Annotated in this window: 10 protein-coding genes and 1 tRNA gene; 7 read left to right on the top strand and 4 right to left on the bottom strand. The window is 49.9% G+C overall.

Going from position 1 to position 25259, the window contains the following annotated elements; genetic code table 11:
* Positions 1-14 precede the first annotated feature (14 nt).
* From GmarT_RS15270 to GmarT_RS15245, 6 genes are all read left to right on the top strand, one after another.
* On the top strand, positions 15-3545 hold the full coding sequence (locus tag GmarT_RS15270; protein WP_002643638.1) for an STY4851/ECs_5259 family protein: 3531 nt from the start codon (positions 15-17) through the stop codon (positions 3543-3545).
* Positions 3512-9796 carry a DEAD/DEAH box helicase gene (locus tag GmarT_RS15265; RefSeq protein WP_081459355.1) on the top strand — a complete coding sequence of 2095 codons (6285 nt, stop codon included), beginning with the start codon at positions 3512-3514 and terminating at the stop codon, positions 9794-9796. Before GmarT_RS15270 ends, GmarT_RS15265 begins: the two co-directional genes overlap by 34 nt.
* A 284-nt stretch (positions 9797-10080) precedes the next feature.
* Positions 10081-10497, top strand: coding sequence for a hypothetical protein (locus tag GmarT_RS15260; protein WP_002643640.1), 417 nt, complete (start codon positions 10081-10083; stop codon positions 10495-10497).
* On the top strand, positions 10490-11407 hold the full coding sequence (locus tag GmarT_RS15255) for a DEAD/DEAH box helicase (protein ID WP_198139377.1): 918 nt from the start codon (positions 10490-10492) through the stop codon (positions 11405-11407). Before GmarT_RS15260 ends, GmarT_RS15255 begins: the two co-directional genes overlap by 8 nt.
* Positions 11358-17720 carry a DEAD/DEAH box helicase gene (locus GmarT_RS15250; RefSeq protein WP_002643642.1) on the top strand — a complete coding sequence of 2121 codons (6363 nt, stop codon included), beginning with the start codon at positions 11358-11360 and terminating at the stop codon, positions 17718-17720. Before GmarT_RS15255 ends, GmarT_RS15250 begins: the two co-directional genes overlap by 50 nt.
* 2 nt (positions 17721-17722) lie before the next feature.
* On the top strand, positions 17723-19789 hold the full coding sequence (locus GmarT_RS15245; RefSeq protein WP_002643643.1) for a UvrD-helicase domain-containing protein: 2067 nt from the start codon (positions 17723-17725) through the stop codon (positions 19787-19789).
* A gap of 294 nt (positions 19790-20083) precedes the next feature.
* Here the strand turns inward: GmarT_RS15245 and GmarT_RS15240 are convergent, their stop codons facing one another.
* A complete protein-coding gene (locus GmarT_RS15240) occupies positions 20084-21661 on the bottom strand; it encodes an ISL3 family transposase (RefSeq protein WP_230682539.1) in 1578 nt (525 codons plus the stop codon).
* An 826-nt stretch (positions 21662-22487) separates the two neighbouring features.
* On the opposite strand from GmarT_RS15240, the gene GmarT_RS15235 reads away from it, so the two are divergent.
* Positions 22488-23249: a DUF5131 family protein gene (locus GmarT_RS15235; RefSeq protein ID WP_002643647.1), complete on the top strand. Its 762-nt coding sequence runs from the start codon at positions 22488-22490 to the stop codon at positions 23247-23249.
* 196 nt (positions 23250-23445) lie between these two features.
* On the opposite strand, the gene GmarT_RS15230 is transcribed toward GmarT_RS15235, so the two are convergent.
* The 3 genes from GmarT_RS15230 to GmarT_RS15220 all read right to left on the bottom strand — a co-directional run bounded on the left by GmarT_RS15230 (position 23446) and on the right by GmarT_RS15220 (position 25151).
* Entirely contained in the window at positions 23446-23631 is a 186-nt protein-coding gene (locus GmarT_RS15230; RefSeq protein ID WP_002643648.1) for a helix-turn-helix domain-containing protein, read from the bottom strand.
* Between the two features lie 229 nt (positions 23632-23860).
* Positions 23861-23934, bottom strand: a tRNA-Pro gene (locus GmarT_RS15225).
* A 197-nt stretch (positions 23935-24131) separates the two neighbouring features.
* Entirely contained in the window at positions 24132-25151 is a 1020-nt protein-coding gene (locus GmarT_RS15220) for a tetratricopeptide repeat protein (protein WP_002643649.1), read from the bottom strand.
* Between the last annotated feature and the right edge of the window lie 108 nt (positions 25152-25259).

The raw sequence follows: 25259 nt of genomic DNA, 5'->3' as shown, positions 1-25259 counted from the left end.
TTTTGATATTCAGCATGCAACAGAAATTTAATACTTGCGAAGCTTCTTCCAGGTTTTCTGATCAGTCAGCGTTATTAAGTGAAATCTTCTTTGCAACAGAGGAAAGCATCTTGGCGAGCCAAATTCAGAATATTCTAGACCATATAATAGAGCGGTCTGGCCTCGATCCTGTAGATAAGCATCCATTGTACGCTTATAAAGTGACTCAAGAGGAGCTTTTAATGCTGCAGGCAGCGTTAAAAGACGCATTGCAGGTTAATCCAGAGTTAAGAAAAAAGGAGCAACAGGCTGCCTTCTGTCTGTTTGGGGCAGAGTGGTTTCGTCGGAATCACGATCAGGGGCCATGGAGCTGGGATATTATTCTAGATGATGGCCTTGGTCTCAAAGGTTCAACAAAAAAATCATTTCGAAACAATAGTGTGCGTCATACAACTGCGGCAGGGCTCAATTGGTGGAAAGTGCCTCTTGTCGAAACCGAGATTGCTACGCAATATCTCGTAACCCTGGCATGTCAAGGGGGGTTGCCGCTGAAGACATTACGAAACCATGTCGCTCCTTTGAGACGATTTCTGAAAAAGATGTTACAACATCACGAGCGCTATCCGCAGGAGCCTATCAACGGTGTGTTTGAGGAGTACGCATTTTTGCTGCCCAAGACTCTGAACAATAGCGGTGTTCAGACATTAACCTGTCGTATTGTTGATTGTGTAGCAAACCTGAGACGGAGTTCGAAGGCAGTCGAAGAGAATGGGCAGGGGCGACAGGAATATCTTGATCAAAATCTATCCGGTTGGCGTGATTCAATCCCGTTACGAATTGACGATTCAGATGCGATGGACCTGATTTTAGGGCTGCTGGATCAGGAAGTAGCCCGTGCATTGCCATCTGAAGGATTCTCTGTAACCACTTTCCTGACTATGCAAGATCAATCAATACTGATTTCTCGTGACTTGAACTATGAATCAGTGATCAATGAAGAGGACCTCTGGCGATGGCTTGAATTGTCTTCAGCTAAAGAACTTCAGCCTAGAATGACCCTGTATTTACAGAGTGATACACAGCAAGTGAGAGTGGGGACTATCGCTAAACGTTCTATTGATGATTCTTATGTCATTACCAGTATCTCATCTACTCCACTGACCGGAAGTGATGCTGACGGGACGATTCGACTGGTGGTGACTGCTGGCAACCGTCAAGTTTCATCTATTGTCGTACCTGGTGGTGAAGCACTTCCTGAATCGCCATGGGTGTTTTCTGATGCGGATCCAGCTGAACTGATCGGAGTTGGCTCAGTAAAGACGCGATATTCGACTGTGCTTGTAGCGATTCCTCCAGGAGTCACATGGGTCGGTTCGCCTGAAATGGAAGTTCTGATTGACTCGAATTCGGATGATAATCGGATCGTTATGAGATTGAGTGGAGAGTTGTGTCTGTGTCAGGATGGGAATGATGTTCGGATTTGTTCAAGGGCAGAAGAAGAGGCGACATCTATTTTTAAATTGAGGGGGCGTGGTGGAACGTTGGGGCCGAACGGATCAAGCTTTTGGTATGGAATACCTGAGATTATAGAGTATCCGGTCAATAGCTCGGGAACTGTCTCGGATGTTCCCCAACACATGATCGAATGGAAAGGGACAGGTAATACCTGGCAGAATCTTTCCTCGAATTGCGTCGGAGATGTCTCTTTGCGGGCAGTGCGGAATCATGAAACGATTTTTCAGACCCGTTTAACGCTTCTACCTGATGGCTTCAGTTATCGAATCCGTCCAAGGCGTAATAACAAAGGGACAATTGAATTAAAAAATCTTGGCATGGCTGCTGTGTTTCCAGGTGAGATTTCAGGTGTAGAAACGCAAGTCGAGAGTCAGAAGTCAGTCACCCAACTGCATGTTACGTTATGCTCAGGGAGCGATCGGCCAGTAACAATTCCGATCTCGATTCATTTTCATAACGGCGTGCGGTCATATTTACAGGCGACATGTCCAACAGATGGCATATATATCGTTAACGCTGCTGGTTTGGCCATTTCAAAAAACCTTCCGATTCCCATGGATCAGCTCGATGGTCTATTTTTACGCATCCTCACTCCTAAGAGTCAGGATTTAATCCTCATAGAACGATCCCGACATCGCTTCTTAGGTAAACCTACAGAGTTCAGAAATACTGGCACGCAAGAGTTTGCACTCTCATCGGTACAGGAAATCATTCAGGGGATCCTAGCACAATCAGATGATCCAGATGGAAGCGTTGAGATACGGCTTGAACGTCCACCATCCTCAATCGACCTGTTTTCTTTTAAAGTTGCGCGTTATCCAGGCTGGCTCGAGAAAGAGCCAAATGATTACTCAGAAACAGGGACTCAACCAGATTGCACAGAGGTTTTTGTGAGTGAACAGACATTGCAAGATCTTCGGATTTCTGGAGAAGATATTCGGATTGATGTCTCACCACTGGGGCAACCTGATGCGGTCATAGAAACAGCTGCCGTTCAAAGAATTGGAGAGGCGAAGTGGAAGTTATCTCATGAAATGCTGGGGACGGGGATTTATCTGGTGGTAGCCTGGATCAATGAATTTCGTTGTCTCAGACCACTCAGAGTTTCGGTAAATCTTAATTTAATTGATCCGATACGAGTGGAAGATGCAGAACCTTCGGATCAGTTTGACACGGCATTAAACACATTAAGTCACGATGTTCGCAGATTTGAGTGGGAAGCCTTCGTAAACAGAATTGCTTGTGACTCAGGTCATCCTGGTTGGGCACGGATTGATTCACTGATAAAATCAAATCAACGTCTCCCTCTTACTACATATGAGGCTATTTCGAGTCTTATCAGGAACTCTGATGCGACAGCCATGCTGGCGATCCGAATGCATCGACTTTCCTGGCTATGGCAGCGACTTGAAGAATTACCGTTTCTCTGGGCAACAGTGCCAGTTCGATCATGGGTGACTGCACTGAGGTGTCATGTCGAACTACTGCTTCAGCAGCTAGATTCACTTGAAGCAGATATGTCTAGCCAGATTATCGAAAGTAAAATAGAGGGCTTTTCTCAGGATCTTGCTCTGCGCTGGGGTGGGGGTGTCTGTATCAATTCATGTTTGCATATATCAGGTTTCAAAATCCCTCCGCAAAATATAAATATAAAGGACTTGATGGTGAATGAACAAGACTCGTTGCTGGAGCGACTGCAGCAGGAACGTAGTCGACTTATTGCTGACCATGATTTATATGATACGCGAACTGTTTGGCCACAAGTGGACTTGCGGATTCCAGAGCGAGTCAGGGGGGTTATTTCAGATATAGAAATTAGTGATGGACATTCTAATCAATGGGAAGTCCTGAATGCGCCTGCCATCGCTGCAGCATATTCAGTTCATGATTTTCCGTTACCCCCACTCATCATCATGAAACTGAAAGAGCTTCGCAGTGTTGATCCAGTCTGGTTTGATCGGGCGAATGTGATCGCGATGCAGATTCTAGCGGGGCGTCGACTTACACAAAATCACAGATGTTTTGTAATGGAAGAAAAGGTAGAGGTATGAGTGACAGTTATTTTTTATCCCTAATGACGAGACTCAGAGAGCAGACGGCTCGTGCCACGATCAGTGATAAAAATCCATCAAATGATGCCTTACGGCAGTTCCTGTTAAGAAACTTTGAGGCACTGCCTGGTAAAGATGCGAGTTTGCTGAGTCAACCTGTATTCGAATCACTTTTCGAATATGAAAAAAACGCGGATATACTCAGTGATATCGATTTCCTTCATCCGACGTTGATTAATTTGCTTGATGCCCCACCGAAAGATCACGCCGAACGCCGCTTCCCGAGGACGGAACGGCCTTATAAACATCAGATTGCAGCATGGCAGGCATTGAAAGAGAATCCCGCACGCTCTGTGATTGTAAGTACCGGTACGGCCAGTGGTAAAACAGAATGTTTTCTGATACCGATCCTGGATGACCTGGTGAGAGAATGGGAAGCCACTCGCAAGAAACAGCTGGTGGGGGTTCGTGCATTATTTCTCTATCCTCTGAATGCTCTTATTAATTCCCAGCAGGAACGACTCTCTGCCTGGACAGCTGGTCTCAAAGGCGGGGTAAGGTATTGTCTGTACAACGGTGCGACGCCGACTTCCTGTAATTCCGCCGATCAAAGCGCGCGACCGGAGCAGGTTCTTTCAAGAAAGAACCTGTGGGATTCACCACCACCAATTCTGGTGACGAATGCGACCATGCTGGAGTATATGTTGGTTAGAAGTCAGGATCGTCCCATCATTGACAAGTCGGAGGGCAAACTCCGCTGGATTGTTCTCGATGAAGCTCATACTTATCTGGGATCAAATGCTGCTGAAATTTCATTATTATTACGGCGAGTGATGAATGCGTTTAATACGGATCCGCAAAATGTACGGTTTGTAGCTACGTCGGCAACGATTGGAGGATCTGGCAATGAAAAGGCAAAAAATCAGTTACAGAAATATCTAGCAGACCTCGCAGGTATTGATGTTTCCCAAGTGAATGTGATAGGGGGGCGTCGAATTACTCCGACTCTGGAAGTACCAGAAGCAAAGCTTCCCCTGCCTACCATGGAAGAGTTGAAGTCCTTGGATAATTATGAAGCCCGATGGTCAAGATTAGCGGCATCAGCAGAAGTTCGGGGATTACGGAATACCCTCGGTAAAAAAGCACTAACACTCCCGCAGGTATCGGCTGAACTCAATATTGAGAATGATCCTGACTTTACTTTGCAGATACTTGATGCCTGTTCTGAATCTCCTGCAAAAAAGAATTCTTCTTCGACGCTTTTGCCGCTTCGTGGTCATTATTTTCTGCGGACGACACCGGGAGTCTGGGCCTGTTGTAATCCGGAATGTGAAGGTCGGAGTGATGAACTCGCTGATGACTCCTGGCCTTTTGGGGCAGTTTATTTCGATCATCGCAAAGTATGTCAGCACTGCAATTCGCTGGTATTTGATGTCTTATTATGCAATGACTGTGGAGAAGTGTACCTGGGGGCTCATGAGGGAGACGAAAACCAGTTGTTCGCAAATCCATGGAACGATGAAACCGAGTCGGATGATTTCGAAATCGAATTAAATGATGAACCATCCCTCGAAGATGAAGCTCAAGAACTAGATGCAGTATCGGTTTCACCTGCGGGATCAACAGCCAAACAACTGTTATGTAGTAGAGCTCCAAACGATCTGATGACCGGTCCAGTGCCCTATGACACTCAAACCGGGAAGCTAGCTGACGATGATGCCCGGACGGCCAGTTTTCTATTTGCATTGCCAGAGCCCGATACTGGTAGCCTTCGTTGTGTGGCATGTGGGGGAAGGGATAGCGATCGCTGGCAGCAGTTCAGTACCATTCGACTGGGAGGCCCATTTTATCTCGGTGTATCAATACCGATTTTGTTGTCACATGCACCAGTCCATCAGGATCAGACAAAAAAGAAGCCCTTCGAGGGCAGGCAAATGATTTCATTCACAGATTCTCGACAGGGGACTGCAAGGTTTGCAGTCCGGATGCAACGGGAGTCGGAAATCAATTATGTTCGGAGCTTTATTTATCACAAATTGTGGTCACTGGCTAAATCGGTTGATTCTGCTGAGCTTATCAGGCTTGAAGGAACTGTTGCCAGTCTTGAGAAGGTAGCAAGCACGAGTCCAGAACTGCAGCAACTTTATCAGGAGAAACTCCAGAAGTTGAACCAGTTAAAGTCTCAACAGGATACTCCCCAAGCAACTATCGCCTGGTCTGATCTTTCCAGTGCATTGGCTAAAGAACCTGCAGTTGAATTCTTTATACGGGAATCAACAAGGCAGCGTTATCTGAGTGCGATTCATGAACCGAACGAACTGGCAGAGATGTTTCTATTTCGCGAATTTTTATCCAGGCCACGTCGTAAGAATTCCTTAGAAACTTTGGGGCTGGCCAGTATTTGGTTCCCTGCGATTGAAGCATGTGATCCACCAGAAGAATGGCTCTCACGGAGACGCGGAAAATCCGAATGGTGTGTATTTCTGAAACTGTGCGTGGACTATCTGGTTCGGACTAATTACTGTTCGGAGATTCGCCGTGACTACCTGCGCTGGATTGGTGTGCGTTTCAGGCAACGTGAGTTGGTACCACCAGATCAGGATATTATCTCCAGATTACAGGTGAGGTGGCCGAGTGTGCGACGTAACAGGGGGCGTGCCTCTCGGATTATGATGCTGCTTCAGCTGGTACTCGGACTTAATCTCGAAAATGATCATGATAAAACTTTGATTGATGTTATTTTGCGCGCAGCCTGGCGGCAGCTGACGATGTCTGATATTTTCAATCAAACCACCGAAGGGTACCAGCTAAACTTTAACAAGAGCGAAATTCGGATCGCTACCTCTGGGTATCTGTGTCCGGTAACAAGACGGTTCCTGGATGCATGCATCGGAGGAATCTCTCCCTACCATGATCGTCGGTCACTTGCTACATTCGGTCTGGCTGCTGAAGTCGTAATGCCAACCCTACCATTTCCATTTTCGCGTAAAGATGGCCATACCGTCTCACCAGATGAGGTGTCTGACTGGCTGGCAACAGATTCGGTTACTCAGGCAGCAAGAAACGCGGGTGTCTGGTCTCAGTTCAATGATCGAATTGTATTTCTCTCTCCTTACTTTGAGACTGCCGAGCATTCTGGACAACTTTCAAAATCACGTCTGCAGTTTCTGGAAAAACGATTTAGGAAGGGAATGACTAATTTACTGAGCTGCTCGACCACCATGGAAATGGGCATCGACATTGGCGGCTTAACTTCTGTTGCTATGAATAACGCGCCTCCAGGACCGGCAAACTGGTTGCAACGGGCCGGTCGGGCGGGACGTCGAGGGATCACCAGAGCATCGACGCTGACATTATGTCGAGAATTGCCACATGGTCAGGCTGTTTTTCGAAATCCTCTGTGGCCTTTTACAACTCCTATCCATGTTCCGACTGTGTCCTTGAATAGTGACAGGATTGTCCAAAGGCATATTAATGCGTTATTACTGGGCAGTTTTATTGCTGCCGAGTCAGATAACGCCACAAAGCTGGAGTGTAAATGGTTCTTTCTACCTGAGCAAGAGCTTCCTTCTCGTTGTCACAGGTTTGCATCGTGGCTGGAGGAAACCGCTGAATCATGCGAGCAGATCGTGAGGGGGATCGAAAGGCTGCAGGCGCGAACCTTACTACAATCAGACTCTGTACGACGCATTCTCGATCATTCCAGTAGAATGATTCAAGAGATTTCCACACGCTGGTCACAGCAACGCGAATCACTTTGGGAACAACTGGAGATTGTGGGAGGTGCGCCGGAGCAGAACGAGCAAATTGGATCGGAGCAGGCAGCCGTTCTGCGTCAGTTGCGACGGCATGAAGAAGAATATCTGTTGCGTGAATTAGTCGGTGGCGGCTTTTTGCCATCACATGGTTTTCCCCTACATGTTTTACCATTTGTTAATACCAGTGTTGAATCTATAGAATCAGAAAGACAATCACATCTTAATGCTGATTCACAGGGGCGGGAAGATAATCAATTTCAGTACAGGAGCTATCCTTCAAGGGAATTGGATGTGGCAATCAGGGAATACGCTCCCGGCAATCGAGTCGTGATTGATGGACTTTCCTACCAGTCAGCTGGGCTGACATTAAACTGGCAGATTCCGCCAAATGATTCTGCTGTGAAAGAAATTCAGGCACTTCGCTGGGTGTGGTGGTGTCAGTCATGTGGTTCTTTTGCGACTTCAACTCAACGACAGGAGACATGCCATTGCGGTTCCAATGAAATCGTGAATAAAAAGTACATCCAGCCTTCAGGGTTTGCTGTCGATATTCGTCGGGGACCGAATTCAGAAGATGAAGTTCGAACATTTGTTCCTCCCACTGATCCGCGTGTGACATGTGAAAGCCCCTGGGTTTCCCTTTCTAACCCGGAGACAGGACAAATTCGCTACTCTTCAGATGGCAGAGTATTTCACCATAGTAAAGGGGCAACAGAATATGGCTATGCAGTCTGTCTGGAGTGTGGAAGAGCAGCATCAGAAACAGGTGACGCAGGAGAAGGTGCTGCGATACCGTTTGATGTCTCCGGGAACCATGAACGCTTAAGAACAGGACGGAAAAATGAAAATACGCATATCTGTAGTGGGAGCGATCGTGCGTTTGCGATTCAACGAAATCTTTGGCTCGGTGGTGAAGATCTAACTGATGTTGTGCAAATTCGATTACAGCATCCCCATAGAGAACGCAGACTGATGACAACGAGCGTTGCGACTTCGCTGGCTATCGCTTTAAGGACCAGTCTGGCTGAACATCTGGGGGTAGAGTCTCGGGAAATTGGTTGGGCAGTCCAAAGTTCGATTGAAGACGGAGTCAATTATCGTGATGTGTTTCTGTATGATGCAGCTGCAGGGGGGGCAGGGTATGTTGCTGCGATACCGCACTCCTTTGAGGGACTTCTTAATCGAGTCAGAGAGAATCTGAATTCTTGTGACTGCGATTCAGCGTGTCATTTTTGCTTACTGGATTTCGATACACAACGTAGCGCGGATGAGCTCGACCGAAATGCATTGCTGAGCTGGCTGGATGATGATTTGATGAATGCTATCAAAGTCCCTGACTCTTATCAGTGCTTTGGCACTGCTACCCGATACGAATCAGGATGTATTGTTGAAGGGATCATGGCAGAGTCTAAAAGACCTGGTCTGAGCCAGATTTGTGTATATCTGAATGGTCAGCATGATGCATGGGATTTGTCAGATTGGAGTCTGTATCGTCATTTGGCGAAGCTTTCATTATCTAAGCAGGGGGCTCATATTTCAATTATTGTTCCAAGTTCTATTTGCAATCAGTTACCTTGGTCGACACTTCACGCTTTAACTCGAATCGCAGAAACAAATGAAATTGAGCTCATAGAAATGCCAGATTCTATGTGTCGGGTTGAGAACGGGTACAGAGCGGCAGAAGTCTGTTCTGCAGGTCGCTATGTCGAATGGGCCGTATTTGAACCAAGCGTGTTGGAGGCTGGGAACCGGTGGGGCATCGGCCATCCAAAATCACCCTCAGTCCGGGAATCACATAATCGGGAATCGCATAATACAGTCCTCAAAAATGACTCGCAATTTCAGGAAGGGAGAAAACTGTCTCTTAGTCTGATCGAATCACAGAAACCCAATCAATGTCAAATATATAAAGCTGGTGGAGAACTCAACGGTGAGGTTGAAAATCTCGGTGTTGCTTTTTGGGGACAGATCCAAAAGGTTGCTCCCTGGATAACTGAGGCAATGAATGATGGCCCACCTTTAACTGTAGAGTACTCAGACCGTTATCTCGTATCTCCATTGGCTGTCAGACTACTGTACGAAGTGCTGAAGGAGCTGTTAGCTGGGAGTCATGGCAGTAGTAAGCTCTCTATTCAGACCATGAAGGTTGATAATCATCCTGTTACTGGTCGGTGTCTCCATCATAACTGGCAGAATGAACGTGCTCAGGAAAGCACTCTCAAACATGTGTTCAATCATGTTGCGAAATCTTCTGTGAGGCTATTGCGTAAGAACAAGCTGGCACATGCCAGAACAATGAGAATCAAGTGGCCGGGTGATCGACTTGCTGTGATTACTCTGGATCAGGGGATGGGCTTCGCTGAGAGTGAAAGTCAGATCCCATTCTCTTTTCATGATTCACCTGAGAAACAGGCTAACTCGATAATCAGCAGGCAGTTTAATGTTAGGCAGTATGATCACGAAGTGCCGATTTATGTGGCTGGTGTAGAGTAGGAGTGTTCCATCAAGAGTTTGGCACATTTCCTTACTGTGTATATTATTTCAAATTACAAAGTGGATATTCTTAAGTCTATATATTATTTATATTTAGGTGGTTCATGTTGTTGAATATTGAATTGTCAAATGGTAGGTTAGAGTCAGAGAAACAAGTTCTGTTCTGTACAAAAATAACTTAGCTCGATTGTTCACGATTTAAAAATATTAACTGCTTCAAATCCTTTGCTGCAAAGCAGTGTTTTGGGATTTCTATCATAAGGGAGAGGGCAGGGCATCTTACAATGAATAAGCAACTTGGCATGTTTCCTTCCGGACTTTCACATGAACAGTATGACCGCCTGGCGAGTTTGATAGATCAGGTATCTGGCTTAGCTGTGGATGAATTATTGGTTTCCGCCCGACAGCATCTAGTACTTACTCAGAAAGTGCATGCCCAAAATGCAATCGTTAATCTCCGGTTGGCAACTGCTATCGTGGAGGTGATTGAACAGGTAATTAAAGACTGGGATACCCTACCAGCCAACGTTCAAAACTGGTTATCAGGTGCATTTTGTTATTTCTTTCATAGTGATGATGATGAGCCGGATTTCAGTTCACCGATTGGTTTTGAGGACGATGCTGAAGTTCTGAATGCCTGTCTTCGATTCGCCAGACTTGACGACCTTTGCCTAAATGTGGATGACTATGACGATGCCTAATATGGGAGCTCCCACACCGGGCATGCGCGTTCTATGTCGAGATGCAGAATGGCTTGTCACCCGAGTGGATCCCTCTGACCACAATCACCAGAACTATGCAGTTCACTGCGTGGGTGCGGATGATCTTGTTCGTGGTCATGAGGCTATCTTTTTAACACAACTCGACACCATTGAGCCGGTTGATCCTCGGAATACACAATTGGTTCAGGATCAGTCCAGCGGTTATCGGATGGCGAAACTTTTTCTGGAAGCTCAGCTCCGACAGATGCCCGCGACAGGCGTTGAGCCGGATTTGGAAGGCATGGGCGTCTTTAAGCCGATGAAGTTCCAGATCCAGACGGTTGAATGGGCTCTACGTCAACTTCGACCGCGACTGTTACTCGCTGATGCCGTCGGGCTTGGCAAGACGATTCAGGTCGGGATGGTCCTTTCCGAGTTGATGCGACGTGGTCGGGCGAATCGCGTTTTGGTTCTCGCCAAGAAGTCGATGCTGACTCAGTTTCAGTCCGAGCTCTGGAATCGCTTCGGATTTCCACTGGTGCGACTCGACTCTGCCGGTATCGCCAAACTGCGGCTGCGAATCCCAGCGAATAAGAACCCCTTTGAAGTCTACCAACGTGTCATTATCAGTATCGACACGCTGAAGAACGTGGGCAGTTATCGGCACTTCTTGGAAAACACCCGTTGGGACTGTGTTGTCATCGATGAAGCCCACAACGTCGCCGGGGCAAGCGTTCCCGAAAGACACCTTGCCTACCGACTGGCTCGATTGCTGTCACGCCGCACAGACTCGATACTGCTGACCACCGCCACTCCGCACAACGGCAAACGGGAAACATTTGGGCGGTTGATTTCGCTGCTTGACCCGTCGGCGATCCCTGACCCCGACTTCAGGTACCGGCAGCGGTAAGACCGAATGCTTCCTGTTTCCGATTCTTGATCACTGCCTGCGTGCTCGCAAAGAAGGTCAGAAGGGGATTAAGGCGATCATCCTGTATCCGATGAACGCTCTGGCCGCTGACCAAGAGAAACGCTTCGCGAAAGTCATCTGGCGAACACCCGAACTTAAGCAGGCAGGCATCCGCGTTGGTAATTACACCGGACGCTATGATCCATCGGATCCGGGTGCTTCGGCCGGGAGCGGAACGAAAGCAATGGGCGAAGCTCACGGCATCAGCAATCACGAAGCTCAACAGGAAAATCCGCCCGACATCCTGCTGACCAACTATAAGATGCTCGACTACCTGCTGCTGCGTCCACAAGACCAGCGGCTATGGAGATTCAATGATGCCGGAGTGCTCAAGTATCTGGTGCTGGACGAACTGCACACCTATGACGGAGCTCAAGGGGCCGACGTCGCGTGTTTGATCCGTAGACTGAAAGAACGACTCGACATTGCCAAGGGCGATCTGTGTGTCGTTGGAACCAGTGCCACGCTGGACGATCGTGAACCAGCCAAGGACAGCACGAACAAGAAGGCCGACGGCAGCGTCGATGCCAGGGAAACCGGCAGTGATCGACTCGCCAAGTTCGCCAGTACATTGTTTGAAGAAGAGATCAACACCGAAGCGGTGATTGGTGAAGACAGGGTCACCGTGGAAGAGATGGTCGTGCTGGATCCGGAGGATGTGACACTACCGAATCCAACTGGTTGCCAACCACTGGAAGATGAAGACGCATTGAAGTACTCCCTGCGGCAATCGGTGTTGTGGGGCGGACCGAAGTATGCCGGACCCGACATCCCCCATCATCTGTTCTCGAAAGACGATCACAAGCTGAGCGATGAGGAAAAGGCGACTCTGGAGGCGGTCGAAGAGTGGTCCGTACAACTGGGCGGCTGGCTGAAGGGTCGTATGCTGTTCAAGTATCTTCTGAACATCTTTGAAAAGTCGGAAACCGACGGCTCAGGTCCGCTCACCTGGCAAAACCTAGTCGAACTACTGGCTCGTGAAGAACTGGGCTTCAACGACTACCCGAAAACGACCGACCGCGGTTTCATCTGCGCCTCGTTCTTCGCTCTGGTTGCCCAGGCCAAAGAGGTCCGCAGCGGTCATGCATTTCCGCTGGTGCCGACTCAGGTCCAGCTGTGGATTCGCGAACTGCGCCGCCTGGGGCGACTGGTGCACGACAAACCGGTGTTCAGCTGGCTGGATGAACCGACCCAGGAATTCCCCAGCCTGCCGGTCTTTCATTGCAGCGAATGCGGAGAATCAGGCTGGGTAGGACTGGCCGATCCGAACACCGAGACTCAGATTGGCGCGAAAGGCGTCAGTGGCTTTCAGCTTGATGCCGAGCCGTCCAAAATCTACCGCGGCTGGTTCGGATTCAAGGGAATGCGGAATCCGAACATCATCGTGATCTCGCCGGACAGGGAAGGACTCAGTGACGCCCCTCAACCAGAAGGAGAGGAAACGCCAGCTGAAAACCTGTCCCAACAAGAGTTCGGTTTCAAACAGTGGTACATGTGCCCCAAAAGCCTTGTGCTGAGACTGGAGGATGGTCCTTGCCCGCTGACAAACGATCCCAAGCGTTTCAAGGTCAAAGTCAATCACGAGACGCGGCAAGATAATAAGCAAGTCACCGTCGGTGATCAGGGATGCCCCAACTGCCAATCAAAAGATGGTGTGTTCTTCATCGGTAGCCAATCGGCGACGTTGTCCAGCGTGGCAATCGACGAGCTATTTGGTTCGGTACTGAACAATGACCCAAAACTGCTCGCGTTTACCGATAGCGTGCAGGACGCTTCGCACCGTGCCGGATTCTTTTCATCCCGGACATACCAGTTCACGTTCCGCACCGCACTTCAGCATGTTATTGATGACGCTGGCGACAGTGGGATCCGCTTGAGTGACGCGGGACCAGCTTTGTTGGATTGGTGGTCACAGCAGCGTCCTGGTTGGCGAGGAAGCATTCGCGAGGCGATGGCTTCGCTGTTACCGCCGGATTTGCATGAGTATTCCGATTTCGTCAACTATCGAGACAACGCATCGGCATCCGATCCACCCAAGCGTTTGCGAGATGAGATTGATCTTCGGCTGACCTGGGAAGTGACCAGTGAATTCGGCCTGATGCAGACTCACGGTCGCACAATGGAGCCTGCCGGTAGTTCCTGTATCGCCTGGGATGATCAGCGGATCGAATCGACTTTGAAGAACCTTCGGGAACGAATTCCCGGAATTGATCCAGCACTGGCGGATCTGTCGGACAAGGCGATCAAGCTCTGGATCTACGGCTTCCTGCATCGGGCTCGCATTCGCGGTGCTATTGCACATCCGTTTCTGGACAGCTTCGCCAAGAACAACTTCTGGGGAAAATACCCGTTCGGACGCACTCTACCAGGACGAGAAACCTACCCCGGGGACGGACATTACAAGCCGCACCTGATGGTGACGCAATCTCAGCGGACTCACGATTTCGTTCTCGCACCCACCAAAAAGGGCGGTCGACCGCCCTGGCAACTGGTTTGGGCAAGACGTTCGCTTGGAAAGCCGAACGCAGACGAAACCAGCCTGTTGGATCTGATCGCGGCTTTGCTGACGTGCGGTACACAGGCCGGGTTGTTCACACGGATGCATCAGGATGGAACCAAGAACTTCTACGCTGTCTCGGCCCACGCCGCGATCCTGACTTCGGACCGGGTCAATCTAATTTGCAGCGAGAGCGGGAAGGCCGTGATTCGTCCTGCCGCTGAAGCCGAGTACTGGAAAGACGCGCCAAGCTGGGAGTATTACTCACAGAAAGGTCGTTACGCGGAGGGAGATTACTCACCTCGGCAGGAATACTATCAGGATCGTTACCGGAAAGGGGCACTCCGGCGTGTCGTTGCCAGCGAACATACCGGTTTGTTGGCCACCGAGGATCGTGAAAAGCTCGAGCTTGATTTTTCGAGGACCAAACACACCGACGATCCCAATGTCCTGACCTGCACCAGCACGTTGGAAATGGGGATCGACATCGGTGACTTGTCGAGCACGATGCTGTGCTCGATCCCCCCGAGCACAGCCAGCTATCTGCAACGCATTGGGCGGGCTGGCCGGTCAACGGGAACAGCACTGATTGTTTCGGTGGTCAATCAACGTCCCCACGACTTGTTCTTCTATGGTCGCCCGTCGGAGATGCTGCGAGGCAAAGTGGATCCTCCCGGTTGCTGGCTGGATGCGTCCGCGGTGCTGGTTCGCCAATATCTTGCGTACGGGTTCGATTCCGCCACCAAAATCGGCGAACTGACTGAGTTGCCGAAGTCGGGTAAGCAGTTGGTCGAGGACATGGCAAAGCCTGAGGGCAACATCCCAAGGATGCTGCGGTGGATTACGAAGAACGAGGCCGACCTCCGCGGCCTGTTCCTGAAACGTTTTCACAACGACGTGCAATCCGATACTCGCGAGCGATTTGTCACCGAAACATCGTCCGATCTGTTGTTGCAACGAATGCACCTGGCGACCGGTGAATTCGAGCGAATGACTCGCGATCTGGAGAACGCCCGCAAAAGACTTCGTGATCAGCTCGCCAAGCTGGACGAGGAAGAGAAGGAAGCACGTCTGGAGATCGAGCAGGAACTACGGATCCTGCAGGGGCGATTGATGAGCCTGAGCAGAACCACGGCGCTTGAGATCCTGACCGATAACGGCCTGCTTCCCAACTATGCGTTTCCGGAACGTGGCGTCCGCTTCTACGGTGCGATCTACAACAAACATCGCAAGTCCGATCAGGAGCACAAACCGATCGAGGTCACTCGGCCAGCAGGTGTGGCCTTGAAAGAACTGGCACCGGCCAATCACTTCTACACGCATAGCCGCGTTTTCGACATTCAACAGATTGCGATCGGTAACCCACAGGATCCGCTGATCTTCACCTGGGCCATTTGCGGTGCCTGTGGTCATATGCGGCCCAAGGATGATTTGGACAAACCCGAAGCCCAACCTGCCTGCCCACAGTGCGGACATGACGGTGATTCAGACAGTCAACTGGATCAGGGCCAGCACCGGAAGTTCATCGAGTTTTCTCGCTCGCAAGCTTTGTCGTATATGGAGCATTACGACAGTCTGTCTGGCGACCGCAGCGATGAGCGGAATCGCGAGTATTACCAAACCATTCGCAGCTTTGACCTGACTCAGGACACACCGGCTGGTGCCGTTGGTGATGATGGATTGCCTTTCGGTATTGAGTACCGTTCATCGGTGATCATGCGAGAAGTCAACGTCGGATATCAGGGCGAACAGGGAATCGTTCCGTTTGGCGTCGATCAAGAAGCTCCTGAGGACGGTTTCCGCGTTTGCCGAGACTGCGGCATTGTCGTTACGCCGGGAACATCACTGGACGATATTCGGCATCGTCGTAGTTGTTCACGCCGACGGGCGAATGACAAACGTCGACAGGAAGGACGAAACGAACTTCCGTATAACTGGGAACCAGTCTACCTGTACCGTGAACTGAAATCGGAAGCGATCCGCCTGTTGCTCCCGATCGCGGACGATGATGACATCGACACGCTGACTGCTTGTGTTCACCTGGGACTGCGGCTGCGATTTGAAGGGAACCCGGCACACCTGAATGTGTCTCCGCAGATCATGCCGGACCCGGCTACCGGAATGAAACGGTATTACGTCATGCTGCTGGACGGCGTTCCAGGAGGAACGGGTTACCTGAAGACGCTCTATCAGGAGAAGGACGGCCAAAACCGCGATGGCGAGGGCATCATGCAAGTGTTGCGTTTGGCGCGGAACACTTTGGAGACATGTGTCTGTCGCCAAATGCGGCAGGATCCCGATCGACAGGACACCGATGGATGCTATCGCTGCATTCGCACTTATCACCTGCAATACAAGTCCGACACGATCAGCCGCGAGCGAGGAATCACGCTGCTGAACAAGTTGATTGCCGCAGGTGAGAAACGAGTGCCGCAAAAGGCCCTCGCAGCCATCAAACCGAACTCTCTGTTTGGCAGCATGCTGGAGAAGAAGTTTGTTGACCTTTTGGAGTCATTCGTCGAACAGCAGAACGGCAATTGGGAACAAACGATTATCCGTGGCAACCAGGGCTTCCGTTTCTCGCTGCCCGGTGTCGAACGACTTTGGGAATTGGAATTGCAGCCGACGCTCGGTTCCGCCCAGGGTGTCTCCGTTCAATCACAGCCCGACTTCGTTCTGAGATCGGATGATGATCGCATCAAGCCGGTCGCGATCTTCACCGATGGCTTTCAGTACCACTGCCACCCCGTCAATCGTCTCGCGGACGACCTGAACAAGCGGCGTTCCATTCTGGAGAGTGGAAAGTATCACGTCTGGAGCGTCACTTGGGACGATCTCAATCCTGAATACGCTGATCACGTGATGGTGTGCCACACACCGGTCGCCCAGATGCTTCAGCAGTACGCGAACGCGGCAAAGGGACAGGGCAAGATCATCCCGGATGCCAGGAAGATGATTTGCAATGGGCTGGTTCAGCTCAAAGCATTCATCGCAGCACCGCATGCTCCCGGTTGGGCTCAACTGGCGACGTTTGCATCGTATTTTCCGCTGCAGATGTTGGCGGGCCAACGGACAGTCAACGCCCAGGAACTTCGTGCGGCACTGAGCACATGGCGCCCCGGTGCAGCACTTCCCAAGGTTGCAACTCAGGAAAATGGAGAATGGGTTTACAACGATAGGGCCAGCTTGAATCAGGACCTGGTGAGTTACATCACGGTCGGTGATGCCGTCAGCAACCGGCAAAACCAAGTCATCACGCTCGCGCGACTTGGCGACAGTGAAACCGAGACAACAGGTAGCGATTTCAGTGAGCGATGGAGGCGGTTCCTGGCCTGTCTGAACTTGTACCAGTTCAGTGAGAACTTCCGGTTCTGGGCTGCTTCGGAAAGCGAAACCACGGCTCCCGAAATACCGCTCGAAGCAGTGGAGGCGGTCTCGGATGACTGGCAGCCAGTCATGGAAGATATTCTTCCGAGCCTGCAGCCATATGTGCAGGAGTTGGCGGCTGCCGCTTTGCCGTTACCTGCGGCGCTACCGAAAGTAGAATACTTCAACGAGCAGATTGAAGACGACGCGTTTGCCGAGTTGGCCTGGCCGAATTGTTCACCACCAGTCGCACTTCTAGCCGGAGGCCAGGCTGATTTTGCATCGGCATGGCAAGACCAGGGCTGGAAGGTCGTGACACCGGATGATCTGCAAGCGAAAGGTATCGCACACTTGATCGATTTGATCGCCAAAGGAATCTCAGGAGCTTGACTATGGCCAAATTGATGGTCCACCGAAATATATTGAAGTCCTTTAGTAAGCTCCCGAGCAAGGTGCAGAAGCGAGTCTCCGAGCTGATCGAAGAGTTTCAGCACGACCCGCAATCACCAGCGATCGGTCTGCATCCACTTCCGGGCACGATGTTGGATCCGAAGGTCCGTGGCGTGAAGAAACTTCCCGACGGGTACCGAGCAATTGTGATTGCTCCCGAAAAGGGCGACACCTACTTGTTGGTTCACATCGATGCCCACGACAAGGCCTACGACTGGGCAAAGAATAAACGGTTTGAAGTCCATGGGATGACTGGTGTTTTTCAGGTATTCGATGCCGAGGAAGTTCAATCTGTCGTCCAGGAAGCGGTGCCGACTCAGCCAAGCATCCCTGAATACCCTCTTGCTCGCCTGTCAGATAATGATTTATTTGAGGCAGGTGTGCCCAAGCCTCTCGTACCGGCAGTAAAGTCGATCCGTAGTGACGATGGCCTGGAAGCGCTGAGTGCGTATTTACCTCCTGACTGTCGTGACGTGTTGTTTGGGCTGGCGGCTGGTATGACGCTGCAGCAGGCAATCGACGAGATGCTCGGTGTTGTTGCTGGACCGGCTGAGGTCGCTCCCGAAAGTCCCGGCGACTTCACAAAGATTCAGGAGACTCCGAACTTCGATCTGGTTCTGGTCGCAGGCGAAGAGGAACTGAAGCAGATCCTGGAAGGCACGTTGGAAGAATGGCGGATCTTCCTTCACCCCTATCAACGAAAGATCGTCAAGTGGAAGACGAAGGGGCCGATGAACATCACCGGTTCCGCGGGCACTGGGAAGACAGTCGCCCTCATGCATCGTGCTGTGTATCTGGCTCGCCAGCTTGAGGACGAGTCCGCGAGAATCCTCGTAACCACATTCACCACCAATCTCTCGGTGACCATCAAGCATCATATGCAACGTCTTGCTCCGGATGTCGCAGGACGCATCGAAGTGACCAATTTGCATGCTCTGGCTCGAACCATTTGCAATCGAGCAGGTTGGAAGGGACGAATCGCGGAGGATGAAGAACTGGCCCAGATTTGGGACGAAGTGTGGCTAAGCTATTCGGATGAACTGCCACTTTCCAAAGAGGAAATGCAGCTGGAGTATGAGCTGGTCATCGACCCCAACGGTATCGACGCCGAAGAAACCTATCTCGGCACCGTTCGATCCGGTCGACCAAGGATCAGTCGGAAGCAACGCAAGGCGGCATGGCCTGTCTTCCGGGCATTTCAACGAGGGCTCAAGAAACGAAACCTGTTGACGTTTGAGGGAGCCATTCACGAAGCCCGTTTGGCAGTCCTGCAGGGCAACTTCGCACGATACGCCCACGTACTTGTCGACGAAGTTCAGGACTTTAGCTTGGAAGCCCTTCGTCTGATTCGAGCTATCAGTCCGATTGATGAAGGAACGCCCGACCCGCTTTGCACGGTGGGTGACGGTCATCAGCGAATCTATCGCACGAAGATTCCGATGAGCCGCGCCGGGATCGATATCCGGGGGCGCTCACGACGACTGAAGATCAACTATCGCACCAGTGAGCAGATTCGCAAGTTTGCTCAAGGGATCCTGAAAGGCCTGGAGATTGACGATCTCGATGGTGGAATTGTAACAACTGTCGGCGACCACTCGGTCTTTAAAGGCCCTGAACCGATGGTCGAGAAGTGTAAAACAGAAAAGGCAGAAGCTGAGGCGATCGTCGCCTGGGTTCAAATGTTGATGGCAGATTATGGACTCGCAACGCATGAAATCTGCGTAACGCCGCGTAAGCCAAAAATCGTCACAGCACTGTCGTCAGCCGGTATTGCTACCTTCGAGCTCAAGCCTCGCGAAGAAGACCCCGGGTCAGACGAAGCCGGCATCCGTGTGGGGACCATGAAACGCATCAAAGGACTCGAATTTCGAGCTGTAGCCATGGCTTGCGCCCAGAAAGACGACCCAATGAACCAACTCGATCAAGCAGAAATCCGCCACCGCTGCGAACGATATGTCGCGGCAACGCGGGCAAGAGAGCATTTACTGGTAACTACGAGATCCACGTGACCCTCGATATACATCTGGCAGACAACGGCTACCCGCCGATCGACCGGGACGAGGTCTACAAGGAAATTTTTGGGCAGCCTGAGAACTTTAAGAAGAATCAGACCCATCGCGACGGCTGAAAATATCCTTGAGTGACCATTCTGTGTGAGAACATTGATGGCATTTTTTAATTGTTATCAATTGATTGAACTGGAAGTATTAAGTGAATTACAGATATGGTCAGCCATGCAAAAATAATCCCATTACTCAAATGGAGATTGGCGTGCAAAGCGGGTTCTCCCGCACTTTTGATGATCATGCATTATTCAGGAACCGGGCTCGCAGTAAATCAAAACTTGCCCGACCGTACATCTGTCGTTTGACCATTTTCAAACGATTGACCTGACCTTCCACTTGGCCATTACTCCATATTGACTTCATCGCTGCTTTTACAGCCTCTTCATCTCGTTTTAAACTCTTTCCGAAACGACGAATATCAATGGGAGCATTTTCAGAACAGGCCCGTTCCAACCAATTATCCCAGCCGGCACTGTCTTGCTGCTGAATGAATGTGTGAAATTCATGGATCAGTTGTGTGGCTTGAAAAATCATTGGTGTCTGCAAAAGCTCCTTCACCAGTTTTTTCTCGTTACGCGCCAGTTCATCAATGGGTTTCCAAAGTAACCATGAAAGACACATTGAAGAGGGCTGTGACACCGGCAGCGCATTGTGTAGTATGCTTTTTCCATCTCCCGAAATCTGCAGTTTCTTTCTCCAGAATGCAACCTTTCGATTCACGATAGAGTAAGAACCGTCGAAGCCCAGCTCTTTCAACCGTCTCCATAAGACGGTTGCCGTGGTCACGCCTGCATCCCACATGGATTTCAATTCATCCAGATGAGGATCAAGACAACTTGTCCCGGATCGTGTTGCCCGTTCTGGAAATGCGTCAGTGCGTAAATAGCGTCTCACAGTTCTCCGACCGACTCGAAGCTGACAGGCCATTTTACGTATGGACATGCCACTTTGATGCAGTTCACAAATCTGCTCATACATTATCTGTTTTTTCTTGCGACTGTTATTGTCAGTGTTGGGAATCGTGGAAGAATTGTTGAGTGGATTAGAATCATGTAACGCATTAGAGGATAACTTAGATTCTCGCTCGGCAAGCAGCTTGACACTCTCACGAACCTGTTTCTGGTGCCGGTCAATGACTTTCTGTAAAGTTTCACGGGCGTTTTTCAGCAAATGCCAACGGTCTACGACCTGAATCGCCTGCGGTGCGCCTTGAGACGCTCCTTTGGCATATTCTCCCCCACGGTCACGGCTTATGATTTCCACACCGGGATGGGAAACCAGCCAGTCTGCCAGAGAACCTGAAGTACGATCTGGAAGCAAATCAATGACCTGACGTATCTCCAAGTCACACAAAATCGTTCCATAACGTTGTCCTCGCCGTAATGCCCAGTCATCCACGCCCAATACGCGAACGGGTGAATAATCCGATCGGGAACCGGTACGAATTCGTCTCAGGAGAGTATCCGCACTACAGGGCATTCCTAAAAAACTGGAGAGCTGTTTTCCTGGTTCTCCCCCCAGCAGTAACCCTATCTGTTGCTGGATCTTAGAAAGCCGAATGGTTGTTCTTGCATGAGGCTGAATCAAATCAGTGAGACGTTCGGTAAAGATTTTACGTTTACAGGTTTGATTAATACAGACGAAGCGACGGACCTGGAGAATGAGCTGTGTCTTTTGACTAAAGCAGGGAAGGTCACTTGGCGAACGCGTGTATCGACTATGGACACGGTCCGATTCTTTTTGGCATTCAGGGCAACAAGCCCTGGAATTCACCGCTCGAAGATAGATCTGAAATCGATTTTCATCCTGGACCATCCGTTGGATCTTCAAGCCGTGGATTTTCGGAAACACTATGAAATCAGGCATCCTTTATACTCCGTTATTCAGGAACAAACCTCTGAATTATACAGATTATCAGCCTGTCATATCATCAAAAGTGCGGGAGAACCCGCTTTACACGCCAATCTCCACTCAAATTCGAAGACATTTAATAATCAGCATTTCGAAAAATTCTTGAAGTATGCCCTGGCTTTGTCGTTAGAATCAAGTTCTGATCAGAATTCATTCGTGTCAGACATCAGGCGGTCATTTCAATTTCTTTTATATTTTGGAAAATAGAATAAATATTATGGAAGTCCTCAGGTAGACAGCGTATCCTAAGTTAACGACATACAAATAAAATTTCGTATCTCGAGCGAACCAGATTGCTCTCCGGTGGGAAATGAACGATTGAACCGGAACTCACAGCAGAGTTCGCCACTCTTACAACCAAATGATACGAAGATTCGACCTTTTGTGAACAGATATGACTTCCCAACGTTGCTTAAATAATCAGTGCAGCAAGTTGTGGATTGTGATCTGTCTGAAGTCGAAATCTTTTGCTACGAATTGAGCTCAATTCGACTCGGCTCCAGATTTACTCTCTGGTTACTCACTCCCTACGCCACTTTCTGAATCAGAAGCGAGGCGTTTCTGGAAAGACCTGTTTTAAGGCTTCCAGCGCAAACGATCTGATACCGTTTGCTTACCTCTTACTTCACCTTGATTCTCTCTGAAAAGAGGTTCCTGTACCCCCTGGCAACTGACTTGGTTTGTTGCCATTTCTGTTCAAGCACGAAATATCTGTTGAAAGTAGAGAGACATGGAAAATTCAAAAATTGGCTGGACTGATCACACCTGGAATCCCTGGAAGGCATGTCACAAAGTCTCTGAAGGTTGCCAACACTGTTACATTGGGCGTGTGTTACGTCGCTCCGGAGTTGCCAATCCCTTTGCTGGACCGATTCGTACCAAACAGGCTACCTGGAGCAATCCTCAAAAATGGAATCGAAAGACTAAGAACGCGGGGGAAGTTCATAAAGTATTTACCTGTTCGCTTTCCGACTTTTTCCATCCGGATGCGGATGACTGGCGACCCGCGGCATGGGATGTCATTCGAAGCTGTGATGCTTTAGACTGGCTGATTCTGACGAAGCGTCCGGAAATGATCAGAGATCGATTGCCTGCTGACTGGGGAGCAGGTTACCCCAATGTGTGGTTAGGAGTAACGGTTGAACTGCAGAAGAATTTGAAGCGAGTTCAGACGCTTTCTCAAATACCTGCCCTGGTTCGATTTGTTTCTGCCGAGCCATTACTCGGTCCCGTCCGGTTTGAGAAAGCGATTGCAAAGCTGGACTGGATCATTACCGGATGTGAGCAGGCACATCGGGAGAAACGGACCCCGATGGACTTTAAATGGGTGCGTTCCATCAGAGATGAATGTGATGCCGCCGGTGTCCCGTTGTTTCATAAACAATATTACCGCGGAAACCAGATTGAGACCGATGGGCTGATTGAGGGAGCGGTCAGGCAGAGTTACCCGCAATCCTGTAATGTCAACTTCTTGAGTTGTTCCGGCAAGTAACTGCTCGATGGCACGCGGATCTTGTGAGAGTTCTGATCATAACCAGCCATCAATGGTAATCGATTGATGGCTGGTTTCTCTTTTACTAATTGTAGCAGACTGCAAAGCGCAACCTTTCAAATTCTGTTTCGCGATCCTAAACTGATCTGACCTGCAGGGAAAGCACTTCCTGTCGGTAGAAGTAAATTAACTGTATCTATTCAGACCCGTTAAATTGATTCAAATGACGATGAACGGTCATCCGTGATTTCCCGGTGGCTTCTGATATCTCACGCACAGAGGCACCCTGCTGGTGCAGTTCCCGGATCTGGTCGACCGCTTTGCGGGTTGTATAGGCTTGCGGATGACGCTGGGTGGGATCACCGGGAACTTCGGCAAACACGGGTTGGAGGTAGGCTTCGACTTTGCGGATGGCCTAGCGGGTGTTTAGACCTGAAATTTGAATTGAATTCAGGTACTGAAAATGAGCAAAATAATGGTGGGAAAATTGAGCGAGGCTACCTGTTTTAACGCAAAAAAGGTATCACCAAGGGTATCACCGGGGAAAATTCGTTAAAAACAGGAGATTATTAAAACTCACAAGTCTTTTTTAGGTAATAAATTAGCGTAAGTCGGGATGACAAGATTTGAACTTGCGACCTCTGCGTCCCGAACGCAGCGCTCTACCAGGCTGAGCCACATCCCGCGGGACGTTTATTCTACCATGAGTCTTTGATGGGTCAACGCAGCCGGGGGCTTTGTAAGCAGAGATTGTGAACAGGATGAACTGTTTTCGATGATTCGACCATGATTTTAGACAGTCGCGTGTTTTATTGTAGCATCTTCAGATCCATTTGGATCGAGTATCATAGATCGGGAGGGCTACGGTTAAATGTGATGCCTTTAGTAGGGTTGAATAATCGGCGTGCCTGCTGTGGCTGGTTCGGTCGGGAAATGAGCCGGATCAACATTGACTGGTTCCGGAGAGGCAGTCATGTAGGGGGTTCCCATCTGGATAGGCTGTCCGGTCATTCCCGGGGCAACCAGCATCGGCTGCGAGGTGACAACCTGTTCGGAAAATCCGCCTGCCTGGCTCATCTGACCTGCATTCATCATGGCGACCGTACTTGTCGTACCACCTGTCATATAAGTGGGGAGGGGGTGCGTGTAATTTGCATTTGCGGTACGTGTCCGGTAACGCAAGAGGCTTCCGTTACCCATGGGGCCGTGTTCCCAGCCCTTTGCTACGATCCGATCCTGTGAACTGGTTGTGTCATAAGGCTTTTTGATGGAAGCGATTCGGGATTGCACCTGAGGCTGATACCATTCTGAGTAGAGTGATTGCTCATACATGGCGATTGCCTCTTCCGAGCGTCCAGTCTGCTGATAGACCTGTCCCAGGTGAGCTAACACTTTGGGATGGTTCGGGTCTACATTTGCTGCTGCTTTGAGGGACTGTTCTGCACCATTGATATCCCCCGACTGTTCCAGCAGCCAGGCCATTTCCAGGTGTGATTCGGCAATGTAGGGCTGAGTATCCCGCCAGGCAGTGATATGTTGAACGGCTTCCTGCTGGCGTCCCTGACTGATCATCAACTCGGCCAGACCGTGGTGTGACGGCTGGTGAGAAGGGTCGAGCCGCAGTGCGTTCTGGTAAGTCTGTTCGGCACCTGCCAGGTTCCCTTCTTTCTCCATGACGACCGCCAGATTATGGACGTAGTCAGGGTTGCCGGGATTATCTGCAATCGCACGTGTGAATGATTCACGGGCTTTGGCATATTCGCCCCGTTGGTAGTAACCATTCCCCATTTCATTACTGGCGACACCATGCATCGTATTACAGCCGGAAAGCGTGAAGATTCCCAGTGAAAGAAGAATGGTCAGATTGCCGATTAACGAAAAGTTGATCCGGGTCAAGTGCATCGTGCACAGCTCCATCGTTTGTAAGCATGGTTCAGAGTCCTATTCTGAATTTCATGCTGTCGGAAAATGGTTTAGACAGGGGGAATTAGATTTCAAGGATTGAAAATC

Origin of the sequence: Gimesia maris (genome assembly GCF_008298035.1) — a bacterium.
Classification (GTDB): Bacteria; Planctomycetota; Planctomycetia; order Planctomycetales; family Planctomycetaceae; genus Gimesia; species Gimesia maris.
The sequence above is the reverse complement of the archived record's forward strand: the minus strand, read 5'-3'. Positions and strand labels throughout refer to the sequence as shown.

Coding starts and splice junctions, on each gene's coding strand:
- GmarT_RS15270 (WP_002643638.1), top strand. CDS start 15: ATGCAACAGAAATTTAATACTTGCGAAGCTTCTTCCAGGTTTTCTGAT.
- GmarT_RS15265 (WP_081459355.1), top strand. CDS start 3,512: ATGTTTTGTAATGGAAGAAAAGGTAGAGGTATGAGTGACAGTTATTTT.
- GmarT_RS15260 (WP_002643640.1), top strand. CDS start 10,081: ATGAATAAGCAACTTGGCATGTTTCCTTCCGGACTTTCACATGAACAG.
- GmarT_RS15255 (WP_198139377.1), top strand. CDS start 10,490: ATGCCTAATATGGGAGCTCCCACACCGGGCATGCGCGTTCTATGTCGA.
- GmarT_RS15245 (WP_002643643.1), top strand. CDS start 17,723: ATGGCCAAATTGATGGTCCACCGAAATATATTGAAGTCCTTTAGTAAG.
- GmarT_RS15240 (WP_230682539.1), bottom strand. CDS start 21,661: ATGGTCCAGGATGAAAATCGATTTCAGATCTATCTTCGAGCGGTGAAT.
- GmarT_RS15235 (WP_002643647.1), top strand. CDS start 22,488: ATGGAAAATTCAAAAATTGGCTGGACTGATCACACCTGGAATCCCTGG.
- GmarT_RS15220 (WP_002643649.1), bottom strand. CDS start 25,151: ATGCACTTGACCCGGATCAACTTTTCGTTAATCGGCAATCTGACCATT.